This is a genomic window from Cytobacillus oceanisediminis, assembly GCF_022811925.1.
Classification (GTDB): Bacteria; Bacillota; Bacilli; order Bacillales; family Cytobacillaceae; genus Cytobacillus; species Cytobacillus oceanisediminis_D.
In genome coordinates, this window is the sequence record NZ_CP065511.1 from 4,032,111 (window position 1) to 4,056,839 (window position 24,729).

Consider the following 24,729-nt stretch of genomic DNA (forward strand, 5'->3'; position numbering starts at 1 on the left):
CAGTTACATTATTTAGATTCAGCCCTGATCTGCAGCTTCTTTTTTTGCATTCCTCGCATGTACAATAAAAGTAATAGCAAACACGATAACCAATACTATAAAGAAGTAAATATGGTCGATGTGAATACCAGCCGCACTCGCAAGCATCTTAGCAGCAATAAGAAGGATCAGAATATATGAGCTGGTTTCCAGCTCCGGCACCCTGTCAATCAGCTTCAAAAATACGCCAGCTACACCACGCATCATGATAATACCAAGCATACCGCCTATTAACAGCACCCAGATTTCCTGGCTGACTCCAAGCGCAGCCAATATACTATCGATGGAAAATGCAATATCCATCAATTCAACTGCAATGACAGTTCCCCAGAAAGTACCGAAAAGGCGGATTAATAATCCTCTTTGATTGATACCTTCTATTGCATGTTCATCACCTTCCTCCTCAGCTTGCCGCTTATCAATAAAATACTTAATGGCAAGCCAAGCCAAGTAGGCAGCACCTAAGACCTTGATATACCAGAATTCAATTAAAAATACACCGATGCCGATTGCAATAAATCTGAAGAAGTAAGCACCTAAAAGACCGTAAAAAAGAGCTTTCTTCCGCTGTTTTTCCGGTAGGTGTTTTACCATTACAGCAAGAACAAGCGCATTATCAGCAGATAATAGGCCTTCTAGAATTACAAGTGTCCCTATCAGTGCCCAGCTTTCCGGCTTTGATAAAGCTTCAACCCACATTTCCCAGTTAAAGAACTGAGAATATGTATGCAAAATAGATTCTAATATTTCCATTCTAAATTATTCCTCCCGGTGATGTCTGCTTTTTCATATAAAAGACCCGGCATTGCCGAGCCTTATTAAGCAAATATACCTCTTATTTATCCAACCTGTAAACCAAAATCTTTTGCCAGTGCAGCCAATCCGCCCTGATATCCGCTTCCGATTGCACTGAATTTCCATTCTCCGTTATGTCTGTATAATTCTCCAACTACAAGTGCAGTTTCAATTGAGAAGTCTTCACCCAAGTCATATCGGATCAATTCTTCGCCTGTATCTTCATTCAGAATTCTTGCATAGGCATTTGATACCTGTCCAAAGTTCTGATTGCGGGCTTCACCGTCATGGATGGTGATTGTGAATGTAATGCGCTGAACGTTTGCTGGCACATTAGCCAGGTCAATTTTCACCTGCTCATCATCGCCATCCCCTTCACCTGTACGGTTATCTCCAGTATGTACAACTGAACCATTAGCGCCTGATGTATTGTTGTAGAAAACAAAGTCGCTTTCAGAAGTTACTTTTCCAGTATCTCCAAGCAGAAATACGGAGGAATCCAAATCAAAGTCATTTCCGCCATCATATTTATTCGTGTCCCATCCAAGTCCTACTACTACCTTACTCATTCCTGGATTTGTTTTTGTTAAGTCAACTTTTTGTCCTTTTGATAAGCTTACTGCCATTTCAACTCAAACCTCCATTATGTAGAATAAATGTTTTTACGGTATAAATCATGAAAAGTTTCATAATCCATAAAAATATTTTTTCATATTCCAGAATTTATTTCAATCTTTAAGTCATCCATTTTGGCGGAGTGTTTTTATTCCAGTAAATTGATCCAAGTTCATGGTGGGCCTGAAAATTATCATGGTGTGTGTGATAGTGAAAATTAAACCAGTATCCCTGCTGTGGAGGATGGTCCCTTCTTACATGGAAGCGAATGACATCTTCATTCGCCTTGCTATTGGTGATATGGAAGATTTTTTCCGACAATCCGCCCCCCGGTGTTTCTGTAACCTTTAAGTGAGCAAGGCTTTCTTCGGGAAATTGCACCGCCACCTCCTGGATGGCTTTCTCAATATTCGGAAGTATTACCTCGTTAAACTCATCTTCAATAACAGGGCCTATCTTTGCGCCAAACTTCTCATACGATTGTGCCTCAGCTTCTATAAGCATTTGCCTGATAAAGTCTTCTTTATCAAAATTAATATCTTCCTCTTCAGCAAGTTCTGCACTGTTTTCTGAGTTTTCCACATCGGAAGCTCTAGAGGCTTTTAACTGGCTGGTATTTTCATATAGAAATGCCTGAGAAGGTGTGACGAGGCCAAACGTTAAAATGGTAACAAGTACAACAAAGGATTTTCTCAGCCAATTCGGCATGTTTTTCGCCTTCCTTTCTACTAAGCAAGGATTTTCTTAAGTATGCCACTTTTTTCAATATTTGCGGCAGCCTGCCTTAATACACTTTCGTGCTGTACAAGTGCAATCCGAACATATCCCTCACCCCATTGGCCAAAAGCACTTCCAGGGGTTACGACTACGCCGGCGCGGTTAATTAAGTCAACCGCAAAATCCCTGGAGGAGCTGTATCCAGATGGAACCTCGGCCCACAAGAACATTGACCCCTCTGGCTTGACGATATCCCACCCGATATTTTTCAGCTCTTTTAATATTACATCTCTTCTTTTTCTATATGTTTCTCTCAAGTCCTGCAAAAAAGATGACTGATCATTCAATGCTTTCACTGCAGCTGACTGCACCGGCAAGAATACTCCATAATCCAAATTGGATTTGAAATTGGCCAGCAGCGCAATAAGCTGCTGATTACCTGCGGCATATGCCACCCTGCAGCCTGCCATATTAAAACTTTTTGATAGTGAATTCATTTCAATCCCTACATCCAAGGCCCCTGCAACAGACAAAAAACTTAGAGGTTTCTTCTCATAATAAAGTTCCGAATAAGCAAAATCATGCAATACTGCAAAGCCGTACTTCTTTGCAAGATGAATTGCCTGAAGGAAAAACTCCTCTGTCGCCATCGCAGGAACAGGATTGCCGGGGAAATTCAGGATCATTAATTTCGTGTTTGAGAGGATCTCTTCAGGGATTTCATCAAAATCCGGAAGGAAGCTGTTCTCCTTTTTTAATGGCATGCCGTACATTTGTGCACCAGCCATTGCTGCACCTGCAGCATAAGCAGTATATCCTGGGTCCGGAACAAGGATATAATCTCCAGGGTCACATAGAACCATCGGCAAATGAACCAGCCCATCCTGGGAACCCATTAAAAGCAGCACCTCTGAAGATTCAAGGTCCACTTCAAAATTCCGTTTATAATAGTTGCTGACTGCAGAATGAAATTCATTTGTGCCTGTTAACGAGTACCCATATAATTCTGGCTCCCGGGTTCCTCTTGCTAATTCCTCCATAACAAAAGCGGGAGGGGGCAAATCAGGACTGCCAATGCTCAAATCAATCATCGGAAACCCGTCTGAAAGTTTAGAATTCTTAATTTGGGCCAATTCCGCAAAAACACTTTCCGGAAAAGAAGCCATTCTTTTTGAAATAGGAAATTCCATAGTATCCTTCCTCGCTATGTATCTCAATTCTATTTTTCTATTATACTTCTTTTCGAACCAAATTTAAATTGATTTCATGTATCGTTAAAAAGAACAATAGATATATAGTGAAAAATATAATTGCCGGATTATAAAGCAGCAAAACGGGAATAATAGGAACAAATCTTGTTCTTCAAGCCGAGGAAAATGAAAAAGGGGGAAATTCAGATGGAATGGTCACTTGTCTTTGTTATTGCAAGCCTTTTGCTGATGGCTTACTTTGTTTACCTGGCCATCGCAGATTAAATAAGAAGGTGCCTGGTATTCAGGCACCTTTTCTTATTTTTCAATTATACCAAAATGAAATTTCGATGACTTTCTTTCAATTACTTTGAAGCCATATCGGGCAAACCTGGAACTTCTAAAGTGATCCTTCAGAACTACTCTCTGTCTGGCTGCTCTTTTTGCATGAAAAATAACTTCCTCTGACAGGTCCTCATAAACAGCAAAGTTCCTTAGTGCTTTAATCCCCTCTGACTCAAGGATTTTTTCTTCAAACATGGGATCAAAATAGACAACATCATAACTGTCAGGGGGCAATTTTTTCAAATAAGGAAGGGCCATTGAGGATTCCACCTTTATTCTTCTCATTGCCTGATTCATACTCTCAAGTCCCGAGTCCCATTGTCTAAGCCCATTCGCCACCAGGAAGGAAAGATATTTATTTCCTTCCAGTCCTGTAACTTTGCCTTTACTCCCTGCTGCATAACTGGCTGTTATGCTGTCCGAGGCCAGTCCAAGGGTACAATCGAGAATACTGCTGCCTTCTTTAAGCCCGGCGGCCTGAAGAAAAGGATCACCCTCTCCTTTTTGGAGACGTTTTACTCTGAACATCGCTGAACTGGGATGAAAGAAGAATGGCTGGCTTTCACCAACCGGAAAAAGCTCCAAACGTTCTTTTCCAACTACTATGCAGTCTTCAGGAACTTGTTTTTGGATCATTCCTACAGACCTTTTATTCCTGCTGATATATTCTGCTCCCAATTGTTCGGCCATTTTTTTTGCTTTTTCTACCATTGCTTCATTGGTGCGTCCGGCAGTTGTAATAATCATTATGATCACCTGAATTTCTTAATCTTGCTATAAGAAAAGGGTGCCAGCAGACACCCCGTTTTGTTTCATCTCTTTATTCTCAGCAATTCGCCTCAAAAGCAGCAAGAAGATTTTCCATGATCGCTTCCATGGAATGGTCTTCAATATCATGGCGGTGAATGAAGTGTACAACTTCCTTCCCTTTTAAAAGAGCCATAGAAGGTGATGAAGGCTCATATCCATCAAAGTACTCGCGCATTTTAGCTGTTGCTTCTTTATCCTGTCCTGCAAACACCGTCACTAAATGATCAGGTTTTTTTTCACTGCGTAAAACGGCCTGTGTTGCAGCCGGTCGAGCCAGTCCAGCGGCACAGCCGCAAACTGAATTGACAACCACAAGAGCTGTCCCTTCAAGACCTTCCATAAACTGCTCTACACCTTCTGAAGCCGTCAGCTCTTTAAAACCTGCCTGTACAAGCTCCTCACGCATCGGCTTTACCATTTGTTTCATATATTCTTCATATGCCATAGACATAATATTTGCCTCCTCCTCAAGCTGAAGTTTGTAAAGTAAGCATACTATATCGTATGATCTTTATGCAATTTTTCTATGCCGGGTATTACTGTCTATTTATCGTTAAATTATGGTTTTCTAATTTCAAATCATATACATTAGAGCCAATTGCTTTTATCAGCAAGAAAGCCAGTCATAAATGACCGGCTTTCTTAACATTATTAAATTTTCATAACGCCGCCTGTGCTGGCATTAGTCACAAGCTTCGAATAACGGGCAAGATACCCTTTTTTGACCTTTGGCTCGAAGCCTTTCCAATTGGCTTTGCGTTTTTCAAATTCTTCATCTGAGATTTCCAGGTTAATTGTACGGTTATTCAAATCCAATTCAATGATATCTCCATTTTCCACGAATGCAATAGGCCCGCCTTCAGCAGCCTCTGGAGAGATGTGTCCAATGCTGATTCCCCGAGAAGCGCCTGAGAAACGGCCATCTGTAATCAGGCCGACTTTTGCCCCAAGTCCACGGCCGACAATCTGGGAAGTAGGTGCAAGCATCTCCGGCATTCCAGGCCCTCCTTTAGGACCCTCATATCGAATGACTACAACATGGCCTTCCTGCACTTTGCCGGTAATGATTCCGGATAATGCCTCTTCCTGCGAATCAAAGCAGATGGCTGGTCCTCTATGGTATCCGCCTACTGACTCATCAACAGCACCGACTTTTATAATTGAGCCTTCAGGAGCAAGATTTCCAAACAGAACTGCCAGCCCGCCGCGTTCAGAATGTGGATTCTCCAAAGTTCGGATTACATTTTTATCCAGGATTTCACTGCCTGCTACATTCTCCCTTAGCGGCTTTCCGGTAACTGTCAGACAATCTCCATTCAGGGCGTCCGGCTTTTTAAGCAATTCATTAATGATCGCACTTACTCCACCGGCATTATGAACATCTTCAATATGATAATCTGAAGCAGGAGCAATCTTGGCTAAATGCGGAACCCGGTTAGCAATCTCATTAATACGTTCAATCGGATATTCAATTTCGGCTTCGTGAGCAAGTGCCAATGTGTGAAGAACTGTATTGGTTGACCCGCCCATTGCCATATCCAGGGCAAACGCATTGTCAATTGCATCAATTGTAACAATATCGCGAGGCTTGATGTCTTTTTTGATTAATTCCATCAGCTGCTTGGCTGAACGTTTAACAAATTCTTTTCTCTCTTCTGATACTGCCAGAATCGTGCCATTGCCAGGAAGCGCAAGACCCAGTCCTTCTGCAAGGCAGTTCATGGAATTTGCAGTGAACATCCCGGAACATGATCCGCAAGTCGGACATGCAACCTGCTCAATTTCCAGAAGCTTTTGTTCATCGATTTGTCCAGATTCAAAGGCACCTACACCCTCAAAGACAGAGCTTAAAGATAAAGGTTTTCCGCTTGAATCAACGCCAGCTTTCATAGGGCCTCCGCTGACAAAAAGGGTTGGAATGTTAACCCTTAAAGCCCCCATCATCATTCCAGGCGTAATTTTATCGCAGTTCGGGATACAGACCATTCCGTCAAACCAGTGTGCAGAAACAACGGTTTCAAGTGAGTCTGCAATGATTTCGCGGCTTGGCAGAGAATAGCGCATGCCAATATGGCCCATAGCAATTCCATCATCTACTCCAATGGTATTAAATTCAAATGGAACGCCACCTGCTTCACGGATTGCTTCTTTAACAATTTTACCAAATTCCTGCAAATGCACATGTCCAGGTACGATATCAATATAGGAATTGCACACAGCAATAAATGGTTTTCCGAAATCTTCTTCCTTTACTCCGGCAGCACGCAGCAAGCTGCGGTGCGGAGCCCTGTCTGTTCCTTTTTTGATCATATCACTTCTCATCTGTGAGCCAGTCATAGTATGTAATACCTCCGTTTACCCTAGTTTCATAATCTCTTATTCTATGGGAATAATATGATAAGCCTCCTGCTCCCAAATATTTTCTTTCCAATATAGACCCTTTTTCGGATAATTTCAATAATTTTTACAAATTTAATATAATTTTTCGCTTTAAATGAGTGAAACTGCAGTGTGTGCAAGTGATGACATTCATTAATTTGGGACCTTCTGTAAAATGCCGGGCACACAATTTCGCTTCAGTCATTACCATACTGCCATCCTTCCTAAGAAGCGTGGAACGATTCCATATATGCCCAACAAAAAAACCGCTCCAGATTTTCATTCTGTGAGCGGTTTTTCCCGTAAATTATTCCTGGCCCTGTTTTCGGGATTCAGTCATCTGTTTCCAAACTGATCCTTTTGCTTCTTCTCCATGTTCAATTCTTTCAATTGCCAATTTGATTTGCATGCTGACTTCGAATTCCGGATCGTCTTCTGCTGCTTTTAAAGCAGGTAGCGCACTTTCATCACCCACTTCGTAAAGGAACATGGCCGCACGCCAGCGTACAAGTTTACTGTCGTCCTGCAATGCTTCCTTCATGGCGTCCATTGCTTCTTCGAATCCCAGGTCAGACAAACAGTCCCCTGCTGTACGTCTTACAGTGACCGTTTTATCCTTTAATGCTCGGTACAGGAGAGGCAGGACACTCTTATCCTCAATCATCCCAAGATAAACTGTAGCAAGTCTTCTGATTGAAGCCTTCTCATCTTTAAGCGCTTTTTCAAGAACAGGCAGGTCCTCCAGTTCAGGATCATCCATCTGTTCGAGTTTTTGATAGCGCTCCCGCCAATCTGGGGAATTCAGATCTTCGACAGACAGTTTAAAAAGGGAACGTGCGAGTTTTTCCTCCGTTTTATCAGGGTTTTTTGCCATTTTCACAAGTATCTGGAGTCTTCCTTCTGGATAGGCAGCCATTAGTTCTTCTACAATATCATGTCCAACCTGGTCAAAGTCTCCATAGCGGACACCGAATTCTTTCCACTTGCGGACCATGACAACATTATCAGCAGGATCCTGAGCCTCTGAAACAGCTTTGATATAGTTTTCAGGAAGTGCAAAACGCTTTTCTTCCGTGCCATCAGTCAGTTTCACCTGCATGGGGATTCCTTTATACATTTGGACTAACACCTGTACCTCACCAAAATGTTCATCGATCCCGTTTTCTTCCGGCCCTTCATTTTCTATATCCTCGCCAAAAGCGGATCTTACTTGAGGGAGAAGCTCTTTCCAGTCATATTTGGCATTTCTTTCGACAGCAAGGAAATCGGCAACATGGTAAACCCCTTTGATTCCTTCGATTTCAAGAATATCAAGAATAATCTGTGGAGCTCCTTCTTTTTTATCCTTTTTATAATTATTGGCTTTACCCATCGGAAGCTCTTCATCAAGAATAACCTTCATTGTATTTGGACTTGGTGTTGGCTCGATTGCTTTTATTTTCAAAAGTATCACCCTTTTTTATATATTCACGATGGTAACTGATTTTATTTTAACATAAGGAAATTTACGAGGCATTTTAGGCGCTTTTGAAAAAAAACCCGGAGATTACTCCGGGTATGCATCACTCATTCTCAGCTGTCTCTGATAGGTAGCTCCATCTCTCGATTAAGTATTCAAGCTCTTCATTCAGATTGGTTTCTTCATCTACTAAAGCCTGGCCCTTTTCAAAGTCGCTCCCGATGCTGGCCATTTCAGAGGCGATCGCTTCGAGACGGGTTTCAGCCGCTTCAATTTTACCCTCGATTTCTTCCCATTCCTTTTTTTCTTTGTAGCTCATTCTCTTCTTTTTAGGCTTAGTTTCCCTCGCTTTTTTGGGGGCAGGATCAATTTCCTGAACAGGCTTTGCATTCTCGCTTTCAAGAAATTCACTGTAATTTCCATAGTAGGATTCGATTTTGCCCTCTCCTTTTAATACAAGAAGCTGCTCAGCCACTTTATCCAGGAAGTAGCGGTCATGTGAAACTGTTATGACTACGCCAGGAAAATCTTCAAGATAATCTTCGAGAACCGTCAGGGTTTGGGTATCAAGGTTATTGGTCGGCTCATCAAGAAGAAGAACATTAGGCTCAGACATTAAGATTTTTAATAAATACAGCCTGCGTTTTTCCCCTCCGGAAAGCTTGCGGATAGGAGTGCCGTGAGAATACGCCGGAAATAGAAAGCGCTCAAGCATTTGAGCTGCAGAAATCGTTTTGCCATCGGAAGTTTCAACCACTTCTGCTGTTTCTTTGAGATATTCGATCATGCGCCTGTTCTCATCCATATCTTCGCTCTCCTGGGTATAGTAAGCGATTTTTACCGTCTGCCCAATAATGCGCTTACCTGAGTCAAGCGGAATCCTGCCTGCCAGTATGTTAAGCAGAGTAGATTTCCCTGTTCCATTTCTTCCAATAATCCCTATTCTATCTCCTGGTTTTACAAGAAGATCAAACTGATCCAGAATCCTTTGAGTGCCGTACTTTTTTGAAGCAGATTCGAGTTCAAATACCTGTTTTCCGAGGCGGCTGCCGCTTAGGGACATATCCAATTTTTCGGAGGATTTAACTGAAGCAAGCTGGCTGTCAAGGGTTTCGAACCGCTGAATTCTGGCCTTTTGCTTGGTGGTACGGGCTTTTGCACCTCGTCTGATCCATTCCAGTTCCCTTCTGAATAGATTTTTCTGCTTATCAATGGCTGCTGCCTCATTTTCCTCTCTTACCGCCTTTGCTTCAAGGAATGCAGCATAATTCCCTTTATAGCTGTATAGATTTCCGCCTTCAAGTTCAAACATTCTATTTGTAACCCGGTCAAGGAAATAACGGTCATGTGTTACAAGGAGCAGCGCCCCCCTGTACCTGCCCAGATATTCTTCCAGCCATTTGACCGATTCAAAATCAAGATGATTTGTCGGCTCGTCAAGAATCAGCAAGTCAGGTGACTGGATCAGTACTTGCGCCAGCGCAACCCGTTTTTTTTGCCCGCCAGAAAGCTCTCCAATCTTTTTGCTGAACTCCTCGATACCCAGCTTAGTGAGTATCGTTTTTGCATCGGTGTTCACTTCCCAGGCATCAAGGGTATCCATTCTTTTTTGAAGTTCAAAAAGATTTTGCTGAATGTCTGAATCTTCAGGGTGCATTCTAAGCTCCAACAGGGCTTGTTCATATTCTCTCTGCAGTACAAGAATTGGCGCATCTCCTGCAAAAACCTGCTCGAGAACCGTTAAATCATAGTTCAGTTCAGACTGCTGTGCTGAATATGAAATGGTGTAATCTCTCGGCGTGACTATTTCTCCAGAGTCTGGCAGGTCAACACCGGCAATCACTTTCAGCAGGGAAGATTTCCCTGTACCGTTTACACCGATCAATCCTGCTCTTTCCTTTTCAGCGATTGTAAAAGATATATCAGTAAAAAGTTCTTTCTCTCCATATGTTTTTGTAACATTTTCCACAGAGATCATCTTCATGCTTGACCATTCCATTCTTTAAAAAATTGATGCAGATACTGCTCCATCATTTGATGTCGCTCTTCTGCCATTTCCCTGGCAGTGTCAGTATTCAGCAGGTCTCTCAGCTTCAATAGCTTTTCGTAAAAATGATTAATTGATGATGACTTCCCATTCCGGTATTCATCTTCTGTCATTTCCTTTCTGATTTCAAGGCAGGGATCATAAATCGGCTGCCCTTTTTTGCCGCCATAGGCAAATGCTCGTGCAATCCCCACAGCACCAATCGCATCCAATCGGTCCGCATCCTGGACTATTTTGGCTTCCACGCTTAAGACCTTCTGGTTATTGCCGCCTTTAAAAGAAACTGAATCAATAATTGTCTTAATGCTGCTGGAAGCTTCTTCTGCGATCTCAATTTCCTGCAGAAAATCAGATAGCTTCCTTTCTCCCGATTCCTTTGAAGTGTTCAGCTTTGCATCGGGTATATCATGAAGCAACGCTGCCATTTCAATTAAAAAAGAATCTCCTGCTTGTTCCTTTTTGGCTATGTAAAGGGCAATCTTTCGCACCCGCTCAATATGATGCCAGTCATGCCCGGTTGTATCTTCTCCGAGTGTATCCCGGACAAATTTTTCTGTTATATGTATAATTTTTTCCACATTATTTCACCTGCTTTCAAACTCCACTGTCCATTTTAACATTAGTCTCAAAAAGAAACGATGGCAAGGTCATACTATATCTATAGAAGAATTTAATAGATCCATTATTACAGACAGCACCGATAAAAAAATGGTGCAGAAAACCAGTATTTGATTTCCTGCACCAGGTCCCTACACTATTTTATTCCAGGCCATTCAGCCAGCTGATGCCAAGTGTATTTTCTCCTGCATGGACGCCAATGGTGGCCCCCAAAGAATAGCATCCAAATTCAACTCCAGTAAATTCTCCCTGGAGTTCCTTCTTCCAAGTTTCCGCTTCTTCCGGATGTAAACCGTATAGGATGAATACTTCCTTCAGCGGTTTTCTCTCATGTGCATCCCTCAGCAGCTTCACAATTTTGTCTTTTGCCTTTCTCTCGCTTCTGGCTTTCTCCTTTACGCTTAATTCACCATCATGAACGGAAATGATCGGCTTTACATTTAGCATGCTGCCCAGGAAAAATTGGACTCCGAACATCCTGCCGCTTCTATGAAGCTGTTCAAGACTCCCAATGAGGACATATGTTTCGCCTGTATCTCGAAGTGCCTCAAGCCTGCGGATAATGTCTTTAATATCCAGTCCGGCTTCTGCTAATTCCATCCCTTTAAGGATTAATCTTGTTAAAGGGTATGATAATATCTTGGAGTCTATGCTGTGTACTGGTATATCAACCAGCTGGGCGGCCTGTTCACTGGAAGAAACGGTCCCGCTGAGCTTTGCCGATACAAGAACAGCGATGATACAGTCATAGTCCTTCTGCAGATTTTCGTATAAATCCCTGAAAGCGCCGATGGATGGCTGGGAAGTTTTTGGAGGGGTATCCAGGGTTTTTAAACTCGCATAAAGTTCTTCCGGTGTTAAATCAACCCCATCAGTAAATTCTTTGTCATCCATAATGATGGTCATTGGAATCTGGTACAAGTGAGGATGGTTTCTTAACTCGTTATTTAAAAAAGCCGTGCTGTCTGTTACCCATGCAATTTTAGCCACTAAAGCCGCCCCCTTTTAAGATATTTATACGTGTATGTATGTAAATAAGACTATTTGAAAGGCCGGAAGTGAAAGATTTCTCTTCCAGCCGCAGGTTCTATGGCAGAAAAGGCTTGATTTTAGGAAAAACCTTTATAGCGGTATTGTAAAAAACATCTTCATGATGCTCTTCAGGTATGAGTTCTTTAATAAATTCAATATATGGGCCCACTGGCGCAAGCGGCCAATCGGTTCCAAACAGCAATTTATCGTAAGAATCTGCAAACACTAAAGCATGCCTCAGATGATCCAAAAATATTCCTTCGCTGCGCTTCTTCAATTCTTTTTCTGTTCCGACAATCAGGCCTGAAAGATCGGCATAGACATTAGGATTCTTGTATATGATTTCAGCTCCCGTCAGCGTCCATGGATCTCCGAAATGAGCCATTATGAAATTGACATTCCGGTGTTTAACAGCAACCTCGTCAATAGCAAGGGGGTGAGAATACTTAAGCAATCCCCTCTCTGAATAAGTATCCCCTGTATGAAATACAACAGGAACTCCATATTTTGCAGCGAGTGCATACACAGGTTCATAAACCTCATCATAGGCGTAGAAAGGATAATACCCCAGGTAAATCTTAATCCCTGCCACGTTAGGCTTTTTCAGATCATCCTCCAGCCTTTGAAGAGCCCCTTCATTGAGATCATATGGATTGATGCCAGCGCAGTAAACAACATTAGCCGGTATCTTATCATCCAGGTCAAGCCCCATAGGTGTTCTTGCTTCATAATCCGGAAAGCCCATATTTTCTGTTTCAGTAAGTCCCATTGCAATGCTCAAAACTACATTTGCTTTTTGGAACTCCTGCTGGTGCCCATAATATGAATAATCTACAAATGAGAGTTCATTGGCAGTATGATGAAATGATGTAATATCAGAAAAATGAATATGTGCATCTATGACTTTCATAATTTCTCCTTTAGCGGAATTCCAGGTTGTGGAGTCTATTAAGCACCCTGCCCTCGAAGCTTCTTTCATCAAATGCAATAAAGCCCGGTTTGGCCAACGAATCTGCTTTTCTTTCAGAAATAACTTCGAATACTTCTTTATTCATATATGCTCCAAGGAATTCATTATCTTTACTTCTCGTTACATACATTTTTTCAGGGGATCGGCAGCTGGAAATACGGGATCCATCTGTAAGAACAAATGACTGCTCCTCAACTCCGGCCTGATATGCTGATTCTGTACCTTTGTCACTTACTGTAAGAGTAAGATCCTTTAATGAGCCTCCGGATATAAATAAATCTGTGATCCATTTTTCATTTGCCAGATACTTCCCGCCTGCATTCTCCGCTTTTACCCAATGGGCAAGTAGCGGCACTCCCGGCAATAGCGCGAAATACAGTGTATATTCAAGGCCTCTCCATACGGGGTGATGGACAACTTTCGTATGGATGGCCAATGCAGACCATTCGTTTCCATACGTATCTTTAACACTGGTAAATTCAGCAAAAGATGTCTCCTTCAATAGCGAGAACACACTCATTTGCGATGGCACAGTTTTCATGCCGCCAGCCCAAGGATTCCACCATCCTTTGGGAACCGGTTCGGGAAAGGAAGAATCAAGCCACTCCCGCTTTTTATAGGTTAATGAGAATAATCCAGGATAAAAATCCGGTGCACCTTTTAATCTAATGATGCCGTTATCCATGATATAAACAGTCTTGCCGCCATGCTCTTCCGTAAACATACGGACATTTCCCCGGGGTACAAGCAGGAGTTCTCTTACATGCTTCTTTTCACTGTCAAGGGTAATATCAGCATTTATAATAGATAAAGGTTCCGTATCCTTAATAGGAAAATTCGATTTAAATACCCTTAATTCCTGTTCTTGACTGAAATTTGAGGTTTGTTTTTTATCTGTATTTAAATATAAATCAATAGTGCCATTAAGATAACTTGAACGGTATGTTTTAAGAGTGAACTCTGCTGTTTCCTGTTCTTTTGCAACTGGATTTCCCCTATTGATAATCAGCGCTTTTTCATTGTGTACATTTTTTTCATACTCTGTCTCCACACCTGCAAAATGCTGCATTTCTTCCCATGTCCGGAAAGCTCCTATTGATAAATAGCCAGGTGCCAATACCATCTGATCCCCCGATTCAAAACAGCCAGTTTCCTGCTGATAGTAAAATTGCCACCCATCCGGATTGGACTTCGCATTTTTGGGCCAGCAGAATCCAACCGGCTCGCCGTTATGATTGGCGAAAAACCAATTTTCGGTTATACCTGATAACTCCATGAACCCCAATTCTCTTATGTCAGAAAACTCGATTACTTCATTTTCCAACGGAAAATATGGCTGTTGCATTTCATAATATAGCGGCTGGCTGAAATATAGGTTCTCATATTTTTCATCCCCTTCGTTTGTCAATTCAGCCCATACTTTAACAAGGCCTTCACCATATAGGGATGTATACAATGATACAAGAATTCCTGTAAAAGCTTCAGACTTGAATACCAATTTGAAGTTGATGGCAGTGTCATCTGTGAACCACTCTGCTGCCACCGGCTTTGCCTTTGAAAATTCAGTTGAATAGGGTTTCCCAAGTCTAGGAGCAAAAAACGCAAAAGGCTGGTTAACACTTTCGTTCCTGCCAGCCGTTATTTTATAATCCAATTTTCGGATATTCACCTGGCAGATTCCATTGCAGATATGCCAATAATCCTTTGACTCTCCTCCGAACTTTTGACCAAAGCTTTTAAGGGGAATGCCCACCGAGCTGCTTGTAAAAGCGAGTTCACCCCCATTCTCCTTTGTTGCCAATATCGTCATTTCCGGCTGATAGAAGCCATATTTTTTCACAATGAAAGGCACCTTCAGCAGCTTACGCCCTTTTTTGTGAAGCTTTATTCGAAACTCCCGCTTTTGTAATTCGACAAGATCACTTACAGGAATTGAAAGGTGAAATACGGCGTCTTCTTCCAGGTTGTTCTCTACCTCAATTTCCAATTCAGCTTCCTGATTTATAAATCTGAGATTCCCTTTTGAACCGCCTGTAATTTTGGCTGGCTGCTTAGGCAGCAGACCCAGGCGCAATTCACACTCCTCACCATTTACCCACACCTTAATGTCTAATGAAGGATGTGTTTTCCAGACACTGGGCTCTTCCCCTTCATGCACTATGAATTGTCCGGTAATTACCGCGTCACTTTCAGCCATCATTTCATGCTCGAAAACAGCTTCGACTCTTCCCTGGTTATTCCCTTCAGCCTTAAAAGAAACAGGACTTTCCGTCTTATTTATGAGTGTGAGCTGGAAATTTTGGATTTCATTTTCGATTACTTCATGATGATCCATGGATAGTTCTAGAAGATAATCATTCGTTTCTATTAAACTGATTCCTCTGCCGGTTCTTTCAAATCTGATTCTTGCAGACTCTTCCCCGCTTTCCCATATATACTCGTAAAATGTAAAGCCGCTTTCTTTGATCCCATCTGGCTTCACGTCAATTTCTCTCATGCTGCTGCTATACCAATCAAGCTTTTCTAGCGCAGGTTTCAAAAGCTGTGTCTGGTGAACAGCCGGAATAAAATTCATTAAGTGTGTTGTATCATCTCTGTCTTCCCAGAAGAAACCGCATTTTTTGTAAAGCGGGACAGCTTTCACATTTCCTGGCCATGTATATAAGTCAAGGCGTGGCCAGCCCAATTCAATTGTTTTTTGCAGCGCTTTCTGCACAAGCATTTTTCCTATTTTCCGTCCATGGTAATCCGGCCTTACATTTAAAAGAGGTATATATAAGGAACCCGTATCTTCTTTATATTCCGATAACCCGCAATAGCCTACGACCTCTTCACCATCCAGGGCTAAGTATAAAGTAATATTGCCATTATTCGCTTCCTTCGTTTTCACTTGTTCTTCAGTCATTACACTGGTATCTCCGCCCCAGCTGTCTCTGCTCAAGTTCCACATTTTTGCGATTCCTGCCGCAAAGCTCTCATGATACTCTGCAATGACTATTTTGTCTGTACTTTGAATCATACCTTTGTCCTCCTGACTAGGTTACGTCTTGTCTACCCTTCTCAATTCCTTTTCCTGCAATGATAACCATAACCATTTGCCTCTCCTCCTTTTGGTATTTTTCGGAATGTTTTTCCATTCCTTCTTAATCGTATTATCAGAGTATGTGATTGTAAATATAATTTTGAATTTCCCGTATAAATTTTATACAAAAAAACGCCTTGCTTTTAGTGAGCAAGGCGCATACATTTTAAAATTGAATTTTTCTTAAAGCTTCCATAGAAGCGGTCATATAAGAGATCATTTTATTCAAATCATCTATTTGCTCTTCATGAATAAGACGGTTAAAAGAGATGACGGTTTCTGTTTCGGCCAGGGCATTTTCAGGGTTGTATTTCACGGTCTGTTCGACCTTCCGTCCGATGCCCCAGATATGACGCAGAACTTCACGGATTTCCAGAAACACTTGGGAATCTTTTGGATGTTTAATTGTAAATTTCACATAAATCCGGCAGCCTGCCAGCTTCTCAGATTTCACTTGAGGCAATAGCTCAGCTGCGAGATTATCCAGTCCCGCTTCCATTGTAAAGGTACAGAAAATCTCCGCCAATCCTTTTGCAATATCTGTGAAAGTAATGTCATACCTCCTGCTCATTTTAGCTGAGTTTAAAATATCATTTCGATCAACAATTCTTATTTCACCGTCCAGATCCCGGTCATAAAATCCGCCTTCCATTACAACCTTCATATTCTCAAAGGCCGTTGGGTCAAACATGGGCTAATCCCCCTTAAAATAGGCCGACAGCATTCCCATCTTCATCTACATCCATGTTCATGGCTGCAGGGGCTTTAGGCAATCCAGGCATAGTCATCACATCACCGGTGAGTGCTACAATGAATCCTGCACCAATGGATGGCTTCAGCTCACGTATAGTAATGGTAAAATCTGATGGCCTTCCAAGCTTTGAAGGATCATCAGATAATGAATATTGTGTTTTAGCCATACAAACCGGCAGGACGCCCCAGCCAAAGTTTTCAAAGTCTCTTATCTGCTTTTTGGCTTTGGTTGAGTATTCCACTTTACTTGCGCCATAAACCGTCTGGGCTACTGTTAGAATTTTCTCCTCAAGAGGCAAAGATAAATCATAAAGGTGGCTGAACTTCGCTGTTTTTTCATCCAAAATTCCCAGGAGCTTCTCGGCCAGCTCAATTCCTCCCTGCCCGCCTTTTTCCCAAACCTCTGTCAGTGCCACTGGCATGCCGGCCTCATTGCAAAGATCTGTGAGGACCGCAATCTCATTCTCGCTATCGGAAATAAACCGGTTAATGGCCACTACATACGGAAGCCCAAAGCTTTCAATTGTTTCAATATGCTTTTTTAAATTAGCGAAGCCTCTCGTGAGTGCTTCAGTATCTTCCTTGCCCAATTCAGCTTTTGACAAACCGCCATGCATTTTTAGAGCACGGATTGTAGCTACAATAACCACTGCTTCAGGGTCAATGCCTTCGGTTCTGGCTTTAATATTTAAAAACTTTTCAGCACCAAGATCCGCGCCAAAACCGGCTTCTGTCACTACATAGTCAGCCAGCTTGGAGGCAGCGGCAGTTGCAATCACACTGTTGCAGCCATGAGCAATATTGGCAAACGGGCCGCCATGAACCAATGCCGGTGTATGTTCAATAGTCTGCACCAGATTCGGTTTGACCGATTCTTTAAGAAGCAAGGTAAGAGCACCTTCAACTCCAAGATCGGCCACTGTTACCGGCTGTTTATCATAATTATAGGCTATAACCATTTTTCCTAGTCTTTCCTTCAGGTTCTGAAGGTCAGATGCAAGGCATAAGACGGCCATAATCTCTGAAGCAACGGTGATATCAAATCCATCTTCCCTCGGAACACCTTGTACAGGCCCTCCAAGGCCAATGACGATTTTTCTTAATGCGCGGTCGTTCAAATCCAAGGCACGCTTCCATACAATCCTTCTCTGGTCAATATTTAACAGATTCCCCTGCTGGAGGTGATTATCAATCAGGGCAGCCAAGGCATTATTGGCAGTAGTGATTGCGTGAAGATCACCGGTAAAATGCAGATTGATGTCTTCCATCGGCAGAACCTGTGAATACCCTCCGCCGGTTGCTCCGCCCTTAATTCCCATTGTTGGCCCCAGAGAAGGTTCCCTCATTGCGACCATAGCTTTTTTGCCAAGTCTGTTAAAAGCATCGGCAAGACCGACTGTTACTGTGGATTTACCTTCTCCTGCAGGTGTCGGATTAATGGAAGTGACAAGAATTATTTTTCCGCTTTCTTTCGTGCTTAATTTTTTTAAGGTGTCTGCGGATAATTTTGCTTTATACTTGCCGAAAAGCTCCAGATCATCCTCTAAGAGTCCGATTTTTTCAGCTATTTCCGCAATGGGCTTCATTGCAGATGCCTGGGCAATTTCAATGTCTGATTTCACAATCGGTTTCACATTCATTTTTATCCCCCTAGAATCCAATATGTATAGGTTCCTTACAGCTATATTGTACCACCCCTGAATCGAAATATTGTCATTTACTTTTGATATTTTCGCATTTTCACACAGTAAAGCATTGATACAATTTTGAATCGTCTTTATAATAAGTTTAATTGAATTTTTGCACAGGGAGATGATCACTTGCCAATAAAAATTCCTAAGCTGCTTCCTGCAAGGGAGATTTTAGAGGAAGAAAATATATTTATCATGGATGAGGACCGTGCCAAACAGCAGGATATTCGCCCATTAAATATCCTCATCCTGAATTTAATGCCTGAAAAAGAAAAAACCGAAGCACACCTATTAAGACTCCTTGGAAATACACCTTTACAGGTGAACATCTCGTTTTTAAAAACTGCCACACATCAATCAAAAAACACCAGTCCTATGCATCTCGAACAATTCTATACGACGTTTGAGCAGGTTCGAAACCGCAAATTTGACGGGATGATCATAACTGGAGCACCTGTAGAGCTTCTCAACTTTAAAGAAGTGGATTATTGGGAGGAACTAACCGTAATAATGGAGTGGACGAAAACGAATGTTACTTCCACCCTGCATATATGCTGGGGAGCACAGGCTGCGTTATTTTATCACTTTGGAATCGGAAAATATGAGCTGCCTGAAAAATGCTCAGGTGTTTATCTTCATGAAGTCCATGACAGAAGCGAAAAATTATTGAGAGGATTCGACGATATCTACTTTGCTCCGCATTCGCGCCATACGGATGTTTATACAGAGCAATTGCTGAAACACCCGGAAGTCAAGCTTCTGTCATCATCTGAGGAAGCGGGTCCTTTCATCATGAGTGCGAACGGCGGAAGACAAATCATGGTAACAGGACACCTGGAATATGAAGCAGGCACACTTGCAGAAGAATACACAAGAGACAGAACCAGAGGCCTGCAGGTTCCCGTGCCAAAACATTATTTCCCGAATGATGATCCTGGCAGAACCCCCCATAATAAATGGCGGTCACATGCCCATTTAATGTTTTCCAACTGGCTGAACTACTATGTTTACCAGGAAACTCCTTACGAGTGGGATTAATAGTGCAGTGAACGGATAACTTAATTTGCAGCAAAAAGCATGAAAAAAGCCGGTTTATATCAGAGGTTACCCCTCTCAAAAACCGGCTTTTCCTTAAAATAAGAAAGTATAAAATTTTGAACTTCGATTACTGTCCAGCTCCAGTGCCTACCCCCTCGAGGTCACAAGCCGCCCCTCCCAAAAAGGCAAAGAACGCCTTTCCGGAAGGCTCGTCTTGTGCTGGTCGGGGGTGAGCAAGGCGCTTCCGCTTTTCCTTATGATTGCTGAGCATAATACACTTCTTCAAATGGCTGAACTACTACAAAACCGTCACCTGAAAACTTCATTTGGATCGACTCTCCGCTTCCTCTTCCAAGGAATGTTTTAAATGAGATATCTGTCACAAATTCCGGCTGCAGTGTACCTGACCATGCAACTGTCGCATTCGGATCGGTATATACCGGATTATCAGGAGTAACCAAAAGTGTCAGCGGCTCATAGTGAGAAGTGATAGCCACCATTCCTGTTCCTTCTAAACGGACATTGAACAAACCTCCTGCAAGCATGCCCGCCATCCTCTTCATTAACTTAATATCCCAGCTGATGGAAGGCTCGAATGCAAGCAGATCATTTCCATTTACAAAGATGGCATCTCCATCGAGATTCAGAATTGAAATTTTCTTCCCCTGGTCTGCAAGGTACAGCTTTCCGTTTCCCGTAGCTTTCATTAAAGCTGTGCCTTCTCCAGTGAGTGCCTTTTTGAACATTTTTCCTAAGCCATGCTCGAGTATCCCTTCGCGCTCAAACTTAATTTGGCCGCGGTAGGAGACCATCCCGCCTGCTTTAGCCCAAACCTGGCTGGTTAAATTAATTTCGAGCATCCTTGGTGTTTCAAGTTCAAATAATCCTTCTCCTTTATCCTGCTGTTTCGTCTGATTTACAAACTCTTCAATTGAATATCTGCTCATTCTTTCCCCATCCCTTCATTTTTCTTGTTTTCAAGCATAAAGATCCACATAAAAGATAATGATTGCTTTAGCTCATCTGTCAGCGAGCCTTTTGAAAGCTGGTCTGATGCTTTTTTATAAACACCCAGTTCATCAATCTTTGACCATCCGTTCTCTTTTGCAAGGCGTTCAAATTCCCACGGCATCATGGTATTGCAGATAACTTTTTCCTTATAGAGCCTGCCGTAGCTGTTAGCCCGGGGTGCAGCTGTTGGACCAAGAATGCCTATACACGCCCTTCCGCCCGGCTTAACAGTTCGCCGAATTTCTTTTATTACATCCAGCGGGCTCTCTGTCCATTCCAATGAATTGATGGCAAGGACCGCATCAAGCGCATTCTCTTCAAGGGAAAGATCTGAAATGTCTTCTTTCTTAAATACCGCACCAGTTTTTTCGTTCAATTTTTCTGCTTTATGTATCATCTCTTCAGAGACATCAATCCCGATAACCTTATAGCCAGCCAAAGCAAGTTTGTATGAACCATACCCATCTCCGCATCCAAGGTCACATACGGCAGATCCCTTTTTGACATGCTTTTCGAAGAAGGAGATGATATCCTTTCGGCTCCCTTCCTCCCACATTGACGCGCTTTTTGCATTCCATGATTCCGAATTTTCATCCCAAAGCTTCTCTGCTTCTGCAGACCAGTTAAAAGTGCTCATCATATCCCCCCGTGTATGCATACGATTGTTCATAAAAAAAGTTTCCAATATTTTAAATTCGCTAAGATTATCAGAAATACCTCTGATTATAAAATGTTAAAAAAGTCAACAATATTGATAGAAAATGAATAAGGAGAGTTTTGTATGGACGGCGAACAGCTGACAGCAGTCTACAGAAACAACAATGATGAGATTATTTCATTCCAGACTTCTGGAGGACGGATCATTTCTTATCGGAAAGCACTATTGGAGGCTGAAGAAGGCTTGATTGAGGGTATTCAAATTTATGAAGACGAAGATGGTTCTATGTATCTAAATCCTTCCTATGCGTCATCTTTTGATGATTTTCCCAGCTTCTATTAAAACAGTGCCAGTACATGAAAAAACCTGACGCAAAGCAGTCAGGTTTTTACTGTTCTTCTTCATTTTTACGCTGGATTTCCCTCAGCACTCCAATGCGGCTTTCATCTTCTTCAAAAAACTGAACCAAGTCGCCAACCCTGTCGATGGCATCCCAGCTCAGGTGATGTTCAATACCTTCCACATCTTCATAAATATTTTCTTCTTTAACTCCAATAATACGCAGGAGCTGTTCTAAAAGTTCATGCCGATATACAAGCCTCTTGCCGATTTTTTTTCCTTTTGGCGTTAAAATAAGCCCTCGGTATTTTTCATAAACAAGATACTCATCCTTATCAAGTTTCTGAACCATTTTTGTCACAGAAGATGGATGTACAGAGAGAGCCTCGGCAATATCAGAAACTCTGGCATATCCTTTGTCCTCGATTAACATATATATTTGTTCAATGTAATCTTCCATACTTGGTGTTGGCATTACGCAACCTCCTGCCAATTAGAAAAGCGCAAGCGCCTTGCCCACCCCCGACAAGCACAAGACAAGCCTCTCAGAAAGGCGTTCTTTGCCTTTTTGGGAGGATTGGCTTGTGACCTCGAGGGGGTAGGCGCTGGAGCTAGACAGTTCTCAAAATTCAAAGATACAAATTCAGATATTATTAGAAAAGCGCAAGCGCCTGCCTTTCGGCGACCTGCTTATGACAAGCGCTGGCAGAAGGCGTTCTTTGCCTTCAGAAGCGATTGGCTTAAGACCTCGAGCCGATGGCGCTCGGAGCTAGACAACTATTTTAGAAAAGCGCAGAGCGCATGTTCACTTTATATCTTTAATAAATATATATAAGACTTTAACGATTTTACTACAGTTGGAAAATGGAGACAAGGAAATACACTGCAGCAGGCAAATTTAGGTCTTTTGCGGGAAGAGAAATTTGACTCTGTTCTCCTGGCGGTCCCAGGTTAATTTAGCTGAAAATGTTTTATCCTTTCCTTTGCTTGTAAAACCTTCAACTAATTCTGTTTCCCCATCCTTTAATAGCTGTTTAAGCAGTTTTTGAGTCATCGTCTTTCCCATAATGCTTTTGGAAATAGTGAAAGTGCATTTTGTTTTATTATAATTGGAGCAGCCATAAAAGCTCCCCTTATCAACCACTTTACCATCACACAGCATGCATTTGCCCAGATTGGCTGCCCTTTTTTGCTTGAATTTCCCAGGCGTGAACCCCTCTTTATCTTCCTCAGAAAATGTCCACTTTCCCGCATGTTCAATGGAGGCGGAAATCAAATGGCCAACCATTTTATTGGTTTGCTCCATGAATTGTTTTGGGGATGCCTGACCATCCGAAATATCCTTCAGCCGCTGTTCCCATTTGGCCGTCATTTCTGGAGAAGCCAGTATTTCTGTGCCTATTGCCTCTATCAGGATTTTTGCTTTTGAGTTTGCATATACAAGATTCTTCTTTATATCAATGTATTTGCGCTCCTTCAGCATTGTGATGATTCCCGCCCTTGTGGCTTCCGTTCCAAGGCCTTCCGTCTTCATCAGGACCTTTTCAAGTTCCTTATCTTCGATTTGCTTCCCGGCCGTTTTCATCAGTGTAATCAGCTGGCCTTCAGTATACCTTTTTGGCGGCTGGGTTTTGCTTTCTTTAACATCCGCCTTTAACACTGTACCTTGATCACCCGCCTGCAATAAAGGCAGAATCGGTTCCTTTTCCTTCTCCTGCTGCGGAATCACTTTTCTCCAGCCTTCTTCAAGCTGTACTTTTCCCTTGGATAAAAACAAAGCTCTTCCATCTGCAAGGGTTTTAATAGTTGTATATTCTGTTACAGCTTTTCCATAATGTGCAGCTATTAAGCTCCTTACGATCAGGTCATAGAGAATTTTTTCATCCGAAGATAATCTTACCAGGTCGGGCACCTGTTCGGTCGGAATAATGGCATAGTGATCAGTTACCTTTTTATCATTGACATACCGTTTATTCTGCAAAATTGAGCTTGAAGGCAGAGGGAAAAGTTCCTTATACTCATCTTTTGTTTCCATTTTTCTGAGGATCTCTGGAAACATTTCCGCTTCTCCTTCTGTTACGTGCCTGGAATCTGAACGAGGATATGATACGATTCCTTTTTGATAAAGCTTCTGCAATACATCAAGTGTTTTTTTAGGCGGGAATTTGAATCTGCGGTTTGCTTCTGCCTGCAGTGCAGAAAGGTTATAAAGCATCGGCGGCAGGAATTCTTTTTTTTCGGCCTGCACATCTTCTACCTGTGCATCTTTGTCCCTGCAGAATGCCGCAATCTTTTCGGCAAGCTCTTTCGTCTTAATTCTTGATTCCCCATCTTTTTCCCACTTGCCGGTATATTTTTTCCCGTTTACTTTAAACTGTGCAGTTACCTCCCAGAAAGGTTCGGAAACAAAATTCTGGATTTCCTGTTCTCTTTTTACGATTAAAGCTAAAGTGGGAGTCTGAACCCTTCCTACTGAAAAAACATCCGAGAAACCTTTCTGCTGCAGAAGAAGACTGTATAAACGCGAAGCATTCATGCCAACGATCCAGTCGGCACATGCTCTCGTATAGGCTTCATAATATAAGTTCCTTGTGTCACTTTCATCCAGCAGGGCAAGAAACCCTTCCTTTATGGCTTTAGGAGTCAAGGAAGAGATCCAGAGTCTTTTCATGGGCACTACGGTACCGGTAAGCCTTAGAATATTCCGGATGATAAGCTCGCCTTCTCTCCCTGCATCACCAGCATGGATAATTTCTGTTAAATTAGGATTAGAAGAAAGCTGTTTGATTATATTAAATTGTTTTGCTTTATCCTTTGTCACTTCATATTGAAATTGCTCCGGAATTATGGGCAATGTATCCAATGACCATTTTTTCCAATCCTTATTGTATTTTTCAGGGGCAGACAGCTGGCATAGGTGGCCTATAGCCCAGGTAACATGAGCCCCTTGGGGAAATATATCGTTCGGAAGGATCTCAATATATCCCTGGTGTTTCTTCATTTTAAAAATAGAAGCCAGCGTCATACCCTGATCGGGTTTTTCCGCGATTATCAGTTTCATACTTTAGCTCCCTTTGCATTGTAGAACAAATTGTAGACATCTATTTTAATATTAACCTAAAAATTTAGCAAAGGGAGTTA

At 42.2% G+C, this 24,729-nt stretch carries 21 protein-coding genes; 2 read left to right on the top strand and 19 right to left on the bottom strand.

Annotation, left to right across the window (positions count from 1 at the left end; translation table 11 throughout):
• Window positions 1-18: 18 nt before the first annotated feature.
• The 15 genes from IRB79_RS20180 to IRB79_RS20250 all read right to left on the bottom strand — a co-directional run bounded on the left by IRB79_RS20180 (window position 19) and on the right by IRB79_RS20250 (window position 18,491).
• Window positions 19-792: a TerC family protein gene (locus tag IRB79_RS20180; protein WP_243504448.1), complete on the bottom strand. Its 774-nt coding sequence runs from the start codon at window positions 790-792 to the stop codon at window positions 19-21.
• Between the two features lie 86 nt (window positions 793-878).
• Complete coding sequence (locus IRB79_RS20185) at window positions 879-1,460, bottom strand: TerD family protein (protein WP_035331375.1); 582 nt, start codon at window positions 1,458-1,460, stop codon at window positions 879-881.
• A 109-nt stretch (window positions 1,461-1,569) separates the two neighbouring features.
• Complete coding sequence (locus IRB79_RS20190; protein ID WP_243504451.1) at window positions 1,570-2,157, bottom strand: YpjP family protein; 588 nt, start codon at window positions 2,155-2,157, stop codon at window positions 1,570-1,572.
• Between the two features lie 20 nt (window positions 2,158-2,177).
• Window positions 2,178-3,356 (bottom strand): LL-diaminopimelate aminotransferase, encoded by a 1,179-nt coding sequence (locus tag IRB79_RS20195; protein ID WP_243504453.1) that lies wholly within the window; start codon window positions 3,354-3,356, stop codon window positions 2,178-2,180.
• Window positions 3,357-3,674: 318 nt separating this feature from the next.
• The gene (locus tag IRB79_RS20200) at window positions 3,675-4,448 is read right to left on the bottom strand and encodes a class I SAM-dependent methyltransferase (RefSeq protein WP_243504455.1); all 774 of its coding nucleotides are present in this window, start codon (window positions 4,446-4,448) and stop codon (window positions 3,675-3,677) included.
• Between the two features lie 79 nt (window positions 4,449-4,527).
• Window positions 4,528-4,962: a BrxA/BrxB family bacilliredoxin gene (locus tag IRB79_RS20205; RefSeq protein ID WP_243504457.1), complete on the bottom strand. Its 435-nt coding sequence runs from the start codon at window positions 4,960-4,962 to the stop codon at window positions 4,528-4,530.
• Window positions 4,963-5,162: 200 nt separating this feature from the next.
• Window positions 5,163-6,833 (bottom strand): dihydroxy-acid dehydratase, encoded by a 1,671-nt coding sequence (ilvD, locus tag IRB79_RS20210; protein ID WP_430538220.1) that lies wholly within the window; start codon window positions 6,831-6,833, stop codon window positions 5,163-5,165.
• Between the two features lie 364 nt (window positions 6,834-7,197).
• Window positions 7,198-8,334 carry a conserved virulence factor C family protein gene (locus IRB79_RS20215; RefSeq protein ID WP_243504460.1) on the bottom strand — a complete coding sequence of 379 codons (1,137 nt, stop codon included), beginning with the start codon at window positions 8,332-8,334 and terminating at the stop codon, window positions 7,198-7,200.
• A 118-nt stretch (window positions 8,335-8,452) separates the two neighbouring features.
• A complete protein-coding gene (locus IRB79_RS20220) occupies window positions 8,453-10,333 on the bottom strand; it encodes an ABC-F family ATP-binding cassette domain-containing protein (RefSeq protein ID WP_243504462.1) in 1,881 nt (626 codons plus the stop codon).
• A complete protein-coding gene (locus IRB79_RS20225) occupies window positions 10,330-10,974 on the bottom strand; it encodes an HD domain-containing protein (RefSeq protein WP_243504464.1) in 645 nt (214 codons plus the stop codon). The genes IRB79_RS20220 and IRB79_RS20225 overlap by 4 nt, the downstream gene beginning before the upstream one ends.
• Before the next feature lie 181 nt (window positions 10,975-11,155).
• Complete coding sequence (locus IRB79_RS20230) at window positions 11,156-12,004, bottom strand: DegV family protein (protein ID WP_243504466.1); 849 nt, start codon at window positions 12,002-12,004, stop codon at window positions 11,156-11,158.
• A gap of 97 nt (window positions 12,005-12,101) precedes the next feature.
• Entirely contained in the window at window positions 12,102-12,956 is an 855-nt protein-coding gene (locus tag IRB79_RS20235) for an amidohydrolase family protein (RefSeq protein ID WP_243504468.1), read from the bottom strand.
• A gap of 10 nt (window positions 12,957-12,966) precedes the next feature.
• On the bottom strand, window positions 12,967-16,035 hold the full coding sequence (locus IRB79_RS20240) for a GNAT family N-acetyltransferase (protein WP_243504470.1): 3,069 nt from the start codon (window positions 16,033-16,035) through the stop codon (window positions 12,967-12,969).
• Window positions 16,036-16,264: 229 nt separating this feature from the next.
• Window positions 16,265-16,789 carry a hypothetical protein gene (locus IRB79_RS20245; RefSeq protein WP_243504472.1) on the bottom strand — a complete coding sequence of 175 codons (525 nt, stop codon included), beginning with the start codon at window positions 16,787-16,789 and terminating at the stop codon, window positions 16,265-16,267.
• Between the two features lie 13 nt (window positions 16,790-16,802).
• A complete protein-coding gene (locus IRB79_RS20250) occupies window positions 16,803-18,491 on the bottom strand; it encodes a formate--tetrahydrofolate ligase (RefSeq protein WP_243504475.1) in 1,689 nt (562 codons plus the stop codon).
• A 180-nt stretch (window positions 18,492-18,671) separates the two neighbouring features.
• On the opposite strand from IRB79_RS20250, the gene metA reads away from it, so the two are divergent.
• A complete protein-coding gene (metA, locus tag IRB79_RS20255) occupies window positions 18,672-19,580 on the top strand; it encodes a homoserine O-acetyltransferase MetA (RefSeq protein WP_243504477.1) in 909 nt (302 codons plus the stop codon).
• Between the two features lie 254 nt (window positions 19,581-19,834).
• On the opposite strand, the gene IRB79_RS20260 is transcribed toward metA, so the two are convergent.
• Window positions 19,835-20,527, bottom strand: a complete 693-nt coding sequence (locus tag IRB79_RS20260) for an AIM24 family protein (protein ID WP_243504479.1) — start codon at window positions 20,525-20,527, stop codon at window positions 19,835-19,837.
• Window positions 20,524-21,228 carry a class I SAM-dependent methyltransferase gene (locus IRB79_RS20265; protein WP_243509572.1) on the bottom strand — a complete coding sequence of 235 codons (705 nt, stop codon included), beginning with the start codon at window positions 21,226-21,228 and terminating at the stop codon, window positions 20,524-20,526. The genes IRB79_RS20260 and IRB79_RS20265 overlap by 4 nt, the downstream gene beginning before the upstream one ends.
• Window positions 21,229-21,372: 144 nt before the next feature.
• Here IRB79_RS20265 and IRB79_RS20270 point away from each other — a divergent pair, with 144 nt between their 5' ends.
• Window positions 21,373-21,591, top strand: a complete 219-nt coding sequence (locus IRB79_RS20270) for a DUF3892 domain-containing protein (RefSeq protein ID WP_243504481.1) — start codon at window positions 21,373-21,375, stop codon at window positions 21,589-21,591.
• A gap of 46 nt (window positions 21,592-21,637) precedes the next feature.
• Here the strand turns inward: IRB79_RS20270 and mntR are convergent, their stop codons facing one another.
• A complete protein-coding gene (gene mntR, locus IRB79_RS20275) occupies window positions 21,638-22,063 on the bottom strand; it encodes a transcriptional regulator MntR (RefSeq protein WP_113884637.1) in 426 nt (141 codons plus the stop codon).
• A gap of 423 nt (window positions 22,064-22,486) precedes the next feature.
• Window positions 22,487-24,649, bottom strand: a complete 2,163-nt coding sequence (locus tag IRB79_RS20280; RefSeq protein ID WP_243504483.1) for a DNA topoisomerase III — start codon at window positions 24,647-24,649, stop codon at window positions 22,487-22,489.
• Window positions 24,650-24,729: the final 80 nt, after the last annotated feature.